The following is a 9,707-nucleotide window of genomic DNA, read 5'->3' as shown; positions in this document are numbered from 1 at the left end:
GACCTGGGGTATTGGCGGCGGGCGGGGTTGACGTCGTCGCGGTTTGTGGCGTGTCCGTTCGGCGGCGTGGGGATGCTAGGAATACGGATGTATCGCACCGGGGATTTGGTGTGGTGGGGTGCTGATGGGCAGTTGCGTTATGTGGGGCGCGCCGATGAGCAGGTCAAGATCCGCGGATACCGCATTGAGTGTGGTGAAGTCCGGGCGGTGTTGTGCGGGCTGGCTGGGGTGCAGCAGGCGGCGGTCATTGCCCGCGAGGACCGCCCTGGTGATAAGTGTCTGGTGGGTTATGTCACCGGGACAGCTGAGCCGGCCGCGATCCGCGCCGCGCTGGCTCTACGGTTGCCGGCCTATATGGTGCCGGCGGCGGTGGTGGTGCTCGATGAACTGCCGTTGACGGTCAACGGCAAGCTCGACACCCGCGCCCTGCCGGCGCCTCAGTACCGCGATGGCGATCGTTACCGCGCTCCGGCCACCCCGGTCGAGGAAATCCTGGCCGGCATTTACGCCCAGGTACTCGGACTCGAGCGCGTCGGAGTCGACGACTCCTTCTTCGACCTCGGCGGCAATTCCCTCACCGCGATGCGGGTGATCGCGACGATCAACGTCCGCCTAGATGCCCACGTTTCGGTGCGCAGCTTATTCGACGCGCCGACGGTACGGAGCTTGAGCCGACAGTTGGGCGCACACACCAGCCCGGCGGAACAAATAGTGCCCGCCGTGGGCCCGGCAGGGGATCTACAAGCTCCCGTCGACGAAATCGAGGCCGAGCGAAAGCCCGGGGCCAAGAGGCCCAGCTTCGCGTTCGTGCACGGCCGCGACCCCACCGAGGTGCATGCCGGCGATCTCACACTGGACAAGTTCATCGATGCCACGACACTGACCACCGCCGCCACCTTGCCATGCTCGAGCGCCGAGACGCGGACGGTCCTGCTAACCGGCGCGACCGGTTTCCTCGGGCGTTACCTGGCGCTGGAATGGCTGGAGCGGATGGACCGGGTCGACGGCACGCTGATCTGTCTGGTGCGAGCCGAGTCCGACGAGGATGCGCGGCGTCGTCTGGACAAGACCTTCGACAGCGGCGACCCGCAACTACTACGGCACTACCAGCAACTGGCCGCCAATCGTCTGGAGGTCGTCGCCGGCGACAAGGGCAAGACCCACCTGGGCCTGGACCAGCAGACCTGGCAGCGGCTAGCCGACACCGTCGATCTGATCGTCGATCCCGCCGCCGTGGTCAACCACGTGCTGCCCTACCGAGAGTTGTTCAGGCCCAACGTCGTCGGCACCGCCGAGCTGATCGGGCTCGCGCTCACCACGAAGATCAAGCCCTACGCTTTTGTATCGACTGCAAGCGTGGGCGACCAGGTCGAGTTGTCGGCGTTCACCGAGGACGCCGATATCCGGGTCATCAGCCCTACCCGCACGATCGACAGCGGCTACGCCAACAGCAAGTGGGCCGGCGAGGTGCTGCTGCATGAGGCCAATGACCTGTGCGGGCTGCCGGTCGCGGTGTTCCGCTGCGACATGATCCTGGCCGACACCACCTACGCGGGTCAGCTCAACCTGCCGGACAATTTCACTCGGTTGATGCTTTCCCTGGTGGCTACGGGCCTCGCGCCCGGCTCGTTCTACCAGCTCGACGCGGATGGCAACCGGCAACGTGCCCACTTCGACGGGCTACCCGTCGAATTCGTCGCTGAGGCGATCGCGACGCTGGGTGCCCGGGTGGTCGACGGGTTCGAGACATATCACGTGATGAACCCCCACGACGACGGAATCGGATTCGACGAGTACGTCGACTGGTTGATCGAGGCCGGGTACCCGATTCAGCGCATCGCCGACTTTGAGGAGTGGTTACAGCGGTTTGAGACCGCCCTGCGTGCCCTGCCGGATCGACAGCGCCAGCATTCGCAGTTGTGGAAGTTGCCGTTGCTCAATTCCGATTCGTCACACAGTTCCACGCATTTGCAGCCCGCAGAGCCGATCTTGGGATCGCTTGCGCCGGCTGACCGGTTCCGCGCTGCGGTGCAAAAAGCAAAGATCGGCCCCGACAAGGACAATCCGGACATCCCGCACGTCTCGGCGCCGGTCATCCTTAAGTACGTCACCGACTTGCAGCTGCTCGGACTGCTGTAGGGCGCTAGCCGCGCTCGACATCACATGAACCCGTCTTTCCTGAGACCCTCGAACGATTGGGTTACCGCGTCGCAGACGACGTCCATCACGTCAGCGGTATGCGCGTACGTGAAGAACGGGTAGAGGAATTCGGGCACGTGGACACCCGCCGCGCGCAGGTAATACGTCCACATGTACTCGCCCACCGCGTTTCGCGCCGGATGAACCAACTCCACGAAGCTGTCTGTCGACATGGTGCCGAAGAACGGTCGCACGAGGGACTCGTACCGTCGAATCGCGATCGGGTAGCCCGCGTCGTCGCGCAACCGCTCGAGGTGAGCGGCGAATCGATCGGCGGCCGCGCCTGTCGTTCGATAGACCTCGTCCTGGTGATCGCGAATGTATTCGAGCTGCGCGAGCCCGGCCGTACACGAGACGATGTTGCCGCAGAAGGTTCCGAGAATGTGTGTGCGAGTCTGCATGTCACGCATGTAGTCGCCCGTCGTGACAGCCATCTTGACGATATCGGACCGCCCCAGCGTCGCGCCGATGGGCAGCCCGCCACCGATAATCTTCCCGAAGGTCGCAAGGTCGGGGGTGATGCCCTCCGCGTCGAGGGTCCCGCCGAAGCGAAACCGAAACCCGGAGAGCATTTCATCGAAGACCAGCACGATGCCGTGCTCGGTGGTCAGCTTCCGTAGGCCGACTAGGAACTCTCGATCCAATTGCGGCCAGCTCGACCGGATCGGCTCAAGAATGACGCACGCGAGTTCCGTGGCGTGCGCACAGATCACCTCGAACGCTGTCTCGTTGTAAGGAAGCACGATCGTCGACGAAGCTACCGACGGCGCGACCCCCGGCATGCCCGGTCGAGTCGAGCCGTCGGGCAGCCTGGCTACCAAAACGTCGTTGTGGTGCCCGTGGTAACAGTGCTCGAACGTCGCGACGAGCGGCCGTCCGGTGAATGCCCGCGCGAGCTTGAGAGCATGCATCGTGGCTTCGGTGCCCGAGTTGCTCAGAAACCCGCCCTCCGCCCAGCGAACGCTCTCGAGAAGAAGACTCATGAGCGCAGTCTCGACCTCGTGACCGGCCGCGACCGTCAAACCGCTGCCCAGCATCGATCGGACGGCGTCGGTCACGACCTCAGGCGAGTGTCCAAGGAAGTTGACCCCTCTGCCACTGTCGAGATCAACGAACTCGTTGCCATCCAGATCGGCAATGTGCGGGCCGCGCGCCCATCCGGCGATCATCGGGATTATGCGGGGCATCCCGTCGACGAAATTATTGAAGACGCCCTTACGTGCCCGTCGTGCCGCCGCGGCGATAGTCTTCGGTTGCCGCGCCACCAGGCCTTTAATGCAGTCGAGTTCACGCGCCCGCGCCACGAACTCGGTTGTGTTCTCCAGGAACATCTCGGTGGTGATCTCGGCCATGGGATTCATCCTGCCCTTTCTCGGGTGCGAGTTCCGGGTATCATGCCGTTCGGCGCAACTTCCCGTGCAGAATTCGGTATATGCGGTCTGGCTGTGTTCCAGCTGACCGGGGGCATGCCGCACCGGGCGGCAAGGCGTCCGACGCGGGACTGGATCCTGATTTATCTGACGCAGCGCCGTCCGACCGCCGACACGATACACTTATGCGCGTGGCGCCCTACAGTGAAATTGCGAAATTTTATGACGCCATTTCGATCCACAGGCCCGTCAAAGCAGGGTTTCTGCAAAGCCTAATCGAAAAGTATGCACCCACCGCAAAAACTATTCTCGAGTTTGCCAGCGGCACTGGAATGATTCTGGAGGGCTTATCGCAGCAATATGATATTTCAGGCGTGGATTTATCTCCTGAGATGATTGCGATAGCGAAGCAAAAACTGCCCGATGTTGATATGAGGGTCGGAGATATTGCCAAACTCGATTTCGGGAAGACGTTCGACGCTGTTCTTTGTGTATACGACTCGATCAACCATTTACCTGACTGGGAGAGTTGGTGCGCTACGTTTGCCAACGCGCGCAAACATCTGAACCAGGGTGGGTTGTTTATCTTTGATATGAACTCAATTGAGCATCTCGAAGGGTGGACTGCCTCTAATTCGCCCTGGGGTCGTGTGCTGGGGGAAAATTACATGATCACCGACGTGAAGAAACTGGACCGGGTATTCAACTGGGAAATAAAAGTGTTCGAAAAGGAATCAGACGGCCGCTTTCGGTTATATTGCGACAATATATATGAAATATCATTTCCGCTGGAGCAGGTACGGGCTGAAGCTGAAAAGAACTTTCGAGTAATAGAAATTATGGGCGCCGAAGATCTCGAAGGGGTCAATTCAATTTGGCGCCCTTTGTTCATCTGCCAGGCCCAATAACTGGGTGCCCCAGCGCTGGTTCAAAGTTTTGGTTAAATTCCGCTTTGCGGAAACGAGCGGGCACCGGTAGTTGGCGTTATCACGTGAGGTGAGCTCATGTCGTTTCCGTGAGGCTGGCCCTCGGTGGGCGGTGATGCAGGTTTCCACATCTGGCGGCCGAGCGTTTGAACATATCGCGCTCCATCGCCTGCTCGGCTTCTTCCTTGCGTGGCAGTTCGAACTCATCGCGTTGGCTCTCCGCTAAGCGGGCCTCACCATCCACGTCACTCGTCTGCAAGCCCGACTCCCGAGCCGTCTGCGATCGGCCTACCCATTTCCCGGACACGAGCCGTGCCTTCTTGAAACGCCCATTCGAAATTTCGCAGCGTCATCGCTCCCACACGGCGATGTCTCTACGGTACGCAGAGAAGCCCACCTTGAAAATCCCGCCGGCAATAAGTCCCCGCCAACACCGGCACTCACCGCTTAAACTGCCACCCGAAGGGTCGCGCGATCGAGCGAATTGTTAGCACCACGCTCCCAGGCTTTTCCGTGTTGCTGGTCGACATCCCGAGCGGCAGCGGCGTCGCCCTTCGCACTGGACGCCACGGTTGCGCATCGCACCGCAGGAGGAACTGGTATGAGGGTCCGCACGGTGTACGCCCTCGTCGCGCATCACCGAACTGGCTCGATGACGCTGAACGCAGCCCTCGACAACGACTCCGAGGTACGGGCACACTCCGAGATCCTTCGCGAAGATCCAGACGACTGTCAGAGCCGCACACCGCAAGCGCCGCCCTACCGAGAGCCGGAACCTGGCGACATGATCCTCGATCGCCTCTTCGATCTGGCCGATGGTTGGAGCCGGCCGACATGCAGTGGCCTCAAAATCTTTCCACCAGGCCCGGACATGCCCGGCGCACCATCAGTTTTCGACAGCAAACTCAGCAGGTTCGCACTCGAGCCGGCAACAAACACGGTCCTTGCCCGCCGCTGCGCGGGATCGCGATGGGCGGCTTTCTTGGAGGATGGATCAAGTCATTGTGACTATCGAAAATAGCTCCACGATGGTGGCAGGTGGCGCGGGCTTCGTGGGCTCGGCGCTAGTTCGTGAATTGCTCGCTCTGGGCTGCCGGGTGATTGTCTACGACAACTTCCTCCATGGTTCGCCCAGCCATGTGGACAATCTCGGTCCCGGCGCCGTCGTCGTCGAGGGTGATGCAAGGGACCGCTCGCATCTGTACGACGTCTTGCGGCGCGAGTGCGTGCAGTTCGTCTTCAATTGCGTCGGCGACACGTTTGTGCCCGATGCCTACGACCACCCGGCGCGGTTCTTCGACAACAACACCGCGGCTGCTGTCAGCGTCCTGCTGGCCAGCCGCGATGCCATGGTGAAGGCCGTGCTTTACGTGTCGTCGACGGAGGTATACGGGCTCGCCGGAAACGATCGCCCCATCGACGAGTCGCTTCCCTGTTGTCCGGTTAACACCTACGCCGTATCGAAGGTCGCCGCGGATCGGGCCTGCCACACGATCCACATAGAACATGGCCTCCCGGTCGTGCTCGCGCGGATCTTCAACTGTTACGGACCTCGCGAAACGCATCCCTATATCGTGCCCGAGCTGATCAGCCAGCTTCATCGCGGACCGCGGCTTCGCCTTGGCAACGTGGCGGCCTCCCGGGACTTCACATACGTCGAAGACACTGCCCGTGCGCTGGTCCGGCTCATGGAATGTGGACCAGTGGACGCGACTCCGGTCAACGTCGGTAGCGGGCGCGCAGTCACGATCGCCGAGCTCGCGCAGCATGTCGGAGGTCTGTACGGCTACGAACGAGTCGACATCGAGCTGGACTCGGGGCGGCTACGCAGGCGAGACATCGATTGCTTCGTCTGTGATCCGACCCGACTGCGCGAGCTCACCGGGTGGTTGCCGCGAGTCGATCTGTACACCGGCCTTCGGCGGACCGTGGATTGGTATGAGAGCAACGGTCGCATGTGGTCGTTCGAGCGCCGTGGAGTCACGATCCGTGGATGAGTTCGTGCCTGTCTGCAAACCCCACGTCTGGGGGGATGAGATTTTGGAGCTGGCTCGCATCCTGGATGCCAACTGGCTTTCGGCGTCTACTCCTGTCGTCGACGAGTTTGAGCAGGCATTCGCACGGCGCATCGGGGTCGGCCATGCGATCGCGGTTGTCAACGGTACGTGCGCCCTCGAACTCGCGTTCGATGTGCTCGGTATCGGTCCGGACGACGAGGTGATCGTTCCCGACTTCTGCATGTTCTCGTGCATTCTTGCGGTCGTGCGGCGCGGCGCGCGACCAGTTCCGGTCGATGCCGACAACACGTGGAACCTCGACGTCGACAGCGCGCGCGCCGCGATCACGCCGCGCACCCGCGCAATTCTCGCAGTGCATACCTACGGCCATCCCGCGCGCATCGAGGAACTGCGTGCCATCGCCTGCGCTCACAAGGTCGCCCTGGTGGAGGACGCGGCAGAGGCGCTCGGCGCGACGGTCGGATCGCGCCAGGTCGGCACCTTTGGAGATTTGAGCTGCTTCAGTCTCTACGCAAACAAGGCGATCACGACCGGCGAAGGCGGAGTCATTGTCACAGACTCGGCTGAACTCGCGGACAAGCTGCGGTGGAAGCGCAATCTGTGCTTCGGCACCGACGAGGAATCGCGCTTCACGCACGAAGCGCTTGGTTACAACTTCAGGATGAGCGCGTTGCAGGCAGCCTTCGGGCTTGCACAGCTACGTCATCTCGATGACGCAAATCAGGCTCGCATCGAGAATGCGGCAGCCTACGATGAAGCGCTCGCCGATATTCCGGGCATGGAACGCCAACCACGCGGCCATTGGTGCCACAACGTGTACTGGGTCTACGGGATCGTGTTCAATCCGCGCCGATTTCCAGAAAGCCGGATAACAGCCCAGCGTGCCCTGCGTGCCGCAGGAATCGAGACGCGCCGGTTCTTCACCCCTGTGCATCGCCAGCCGTTAATCCATACCACATGCGGCAGATTCCCTAATTCCCAACGACTCTGGGAGCACGGCTTTTACCTGCCTTCCTTCATTGGGATGCCCGCATCGGTCCCGGCAAGAGTGGCAGAGGTGCTGCATAGGGTTGCACGCGGAGAGCGCAGATGAGTTCTGCGCGGTTGAACATCATGCGGCCGATCTCCTGGCCGCATCACAACGGCGGGTGGCGCTGGGTCGTCGAACTCTTGACCGAGCAACTCCATGATCCAAATGGCATACGCTGCGTGACCGCTGTCGAGGAGGAGTTCTACTTTCACGGACCAATTCAAGAGCCGTGGGTTGGCTTCGTACACCAAGTTCCAAAGCACGACGAGCGCCCGGCACAGATGACAGCGTGGCGGGCCAGCCTTCCGCACTGTCGTGGGCTGTGGGTGCTCTCGGAGTACGTGCGGAGCGCATTACACAACCTCGGTATAACGGTGCCGATCGGTCTGGTCCGCTACCCGGCTCCGACTCCGACGACATACTGGACACTTGAGGCGATGCGAACCGGGCCTCGCGAGGTCCATTTCATCGGCACGTTCCTGCGCAATTACCAGTCGTTTTATGATCTGGATGCCGGCGATCGTAGGAAGATCTTGTTCGCTCCGCAGGGGTTCGATCCGCAAGCGCTCGGAATCGCCGACAATGGCAGCGTCGAGGCGCGCGATCGGGTCGATTCGGCCACCTACGAGCGCACTCTTGCCCGCTCGATCGTATTCCTGAACCTTGTTGATGCGTTCGCAAACACCACCGTGGTCGAGTGCCTGGCGCGCGCGACGCCGTTGATCGTCAACCGGCTTACCGGCGTCGAGGAATATGTCGGAGCGGACTACCCGCTCTTCTACGACACATTGGATGAAGCTGCCGCATTGCTTCGCGACGAAGCGAGTCTTGTCGCCGGATCTCGGCACCTGGCTGCGCTGCCGATCCAGGAAGAGATCACGGGCAGCGCTTTTCTCGAGAACCTGCAGCGCACGGCGATCTATCGTGATCTGTCCATTCCGCCGAAGCAACTGGGGAGCTTTCGTCCGCGTGATGTGACCGTGATGATGTGCTCCTACCGACGGACGAACACGCTATCGGCGGTGGTCGAGCGATTCACCCGACAGGACTTCGATGGCTCGTTCGAGTTCGTCCTTTGGAACAATAACGCCGAGTCAACTCAGGATGTCGATCGGATTGCGGCTCGGTTCGACAACGACCTCGACCTCCGCGTCATTCACTCCAGCGCAAACCTATTTTGCCGCGTTCGTCTCGCGATGCCCGCAATCATGCGAAGCGATGTCCTGGTCGTGTGCGACGACGACGTATTGGTAGAGCCCTGTTACCTCCGGGAGCTTGTCGCGGCGCACAAACGCCATGGCGACGAGGCGTTGTGTTTTCGCGGGCACCGGTTCCTACCCCACGCACTCGACGAAGATCACCCCGAGCGCGTATGGATAGGCCATGAATCTCTGGTATTTAGCGACGAATCCGAACCTGAACAGCTCGTACACTTCATGCACGCCGATAACTGCTTACTACCGCGATCCATCCTCGCGCGTATCGGCGCATATCCCATGCGAAGGCTTGAAACCGCACTCGTCGATGATTATTGGATGTCGTTCGTGCTCTCCCATCACCTGAATGTACCGATTCGCAAGCTGCGCGGAGATCACTGTTTCTCGTTCCTGCCATCCGCCGACGATCCGGAAGTCGCACTCTTTCGCAATGAGGCGGTCGCACAGGAGCGGATCCGCTTTTACGTGAGCCACATGCGCCAAGGCTGGCCCAATTGGGATGCCGCGACCACCTCGAGTGCGCACGCGTCTAGCGACACGAATGATCACCGCAGGTGATCCCGCAAGTCGTTCGCTACTTGGCGGAGCTCATCCGCGGCCTCATCGAGGCCGCCACAGCCTGGGGCGAAGACCGCTATCGAATCGAAGTGGTGCTCGATCCGCACCGAAACATCTTCTCGGACATGGCTTCTCACAAACGGTCGAGTAGTCGGGCGTAGGCGTTTTCGAACAATGCTCAATCCGCAGTCGAACCGGGGTGCACGGCGATTGGCACGCATATCCTTTCGGTGTCGGGCGATGCGATGGTCGCATTGCTGCTCACCGTAGCCACTCCCGGTGGCGAACGAGATAAGCACGCATGAAACGAGACCTGAGTTAGGACATTTGCCTTAGTACCCCGTTTTCAGTCCGAGCGCGTCGAGGATGTGGCGTTGATCTGCGGGAAT

The 9,707-nt window shown here is 61.1% G+C and carries 6 protein-coding genes; 5 read left to right on the top strand and 1 reads right to left on the bottom strand.

Translation table 11 applies throughout. The features are described 5' to 3' along the window. Positions 1-2,139 (top strand): SDR family oxidoreductase (locus AWC07_RS05040; protein ID WP_139829546.1); only part of this gene is annotated, 2,139 nt, incomplete at its 5' end. A gap of 20 nt (positions 2,140-2,159) precedes the next feature. Here the strand turns inward: AWC07_RS05040 and AWC07_RS05035 are convergent. Beyond that, entirely contained in the window at positions 2,160-3,551 is a 1,392-nt protein-coding gene (locus AWC07_RS05035; RefSeq protein ID WP_167380016.1) for an aminotransferase class III-fold pyridoxal phosphate-dependent enzyme, read from the bottom strand. An 80-nt stretch (positions 3,552-3,631) separates the two neighbouring features. Between AWC07_RS05035 and AWC07_RS05030 the strand changes: the two genes are divergently transcribed. From AWC07_RS05030 to AWC07_RS05015, 4 genes are all read left to right on the top strand, one after another. Continuing rightward, positions 3,632-4,477, top strand: a complete 846-nt coding sequence (locus tag AWC07_RS05030; RefSeq protein WP_084293587.1) for a class I SAM-dependent DNA methyltransferase — start codon at positions 3,632-3,634, stop codon at positions 4,475-4,477. A 1,022-nt stretch (positions 4,478-5,499) separates the two neighbouring features. After that, a complete protein-coding gene (locus tag AWC07_RS05025; protein ID WP_167380015.1) occupies positions 5,500-6,492 on the top strand; it encodes an NAD-dependent epimerase/dehydratase family protein in 993 nt (330 codons plus the stop codon). Further along, a complete protein-coding gene (locus AWC07_RS05020; RefSeq protein ID WP_036415130.1) occupies positions 6,485-7,606 on the top strand; it encodes a DegT/DnrJ/EryC1/StrS family aminotransferase in 1,122 nt (373 codons plus the stop codon). The genes AWC07_RS05025 and AWC07_RS05020 overlap by 8 nt, the downstream gene beginning before the upstream one ends. After that, a complete protein-coding gene (locus AWC07_RS05015) occupies positions 7,603-9,318 on the top strand; it encodes a glycosyltransferase (protein ID WP_036415133.1) in 1,716 nt (571 codons plus the stop codon). The genes AWC07_RS05020 and AWC07_RS05015 overlap by 4 nt, the downstream gene beginning before the upstream one ends. Positions 9,319-9,707 lie beyond the last annotated feature (389 nt).

Source organism: Mycobacterium gastri, from assembly GCF_002102175.1.
GTDB classification, from domain to species: Bacteria; Actinomycetota; Actinomycetes; order Mycobacteriales; family Mycobacteriaceae; genus Mycobacterium; species Mycobacterium gastri.
Note: the sequence above shows the minus strand (reverse complement) of the source record. Positions and strands in the feature narration are given on the sequence as shown.

Coding starts and splice junctions, on each gene's coding strand:
- AWC07_RS05035 (WP_167380016.1), bottom strand. CDS start 3,551: ATGGCCGAGATCACCACCGAGATGTTCCTGGAGAACACAACCGAGTTC.
- AWC07_RS05030 (WP_084293587.1), top strand. CDS start 3,632: ATGCGGTCTGGCTGTGTTCCAGCTGACCGGGGGCATGCCGCACCGGGC.
- AWC07_RS05015 (WP_036415133.1), top strand. CDS start 7,603: ATGAGTTCTGCGCGGTTGAACATCATGCGGCCGATCTCCTGGCCGCAT.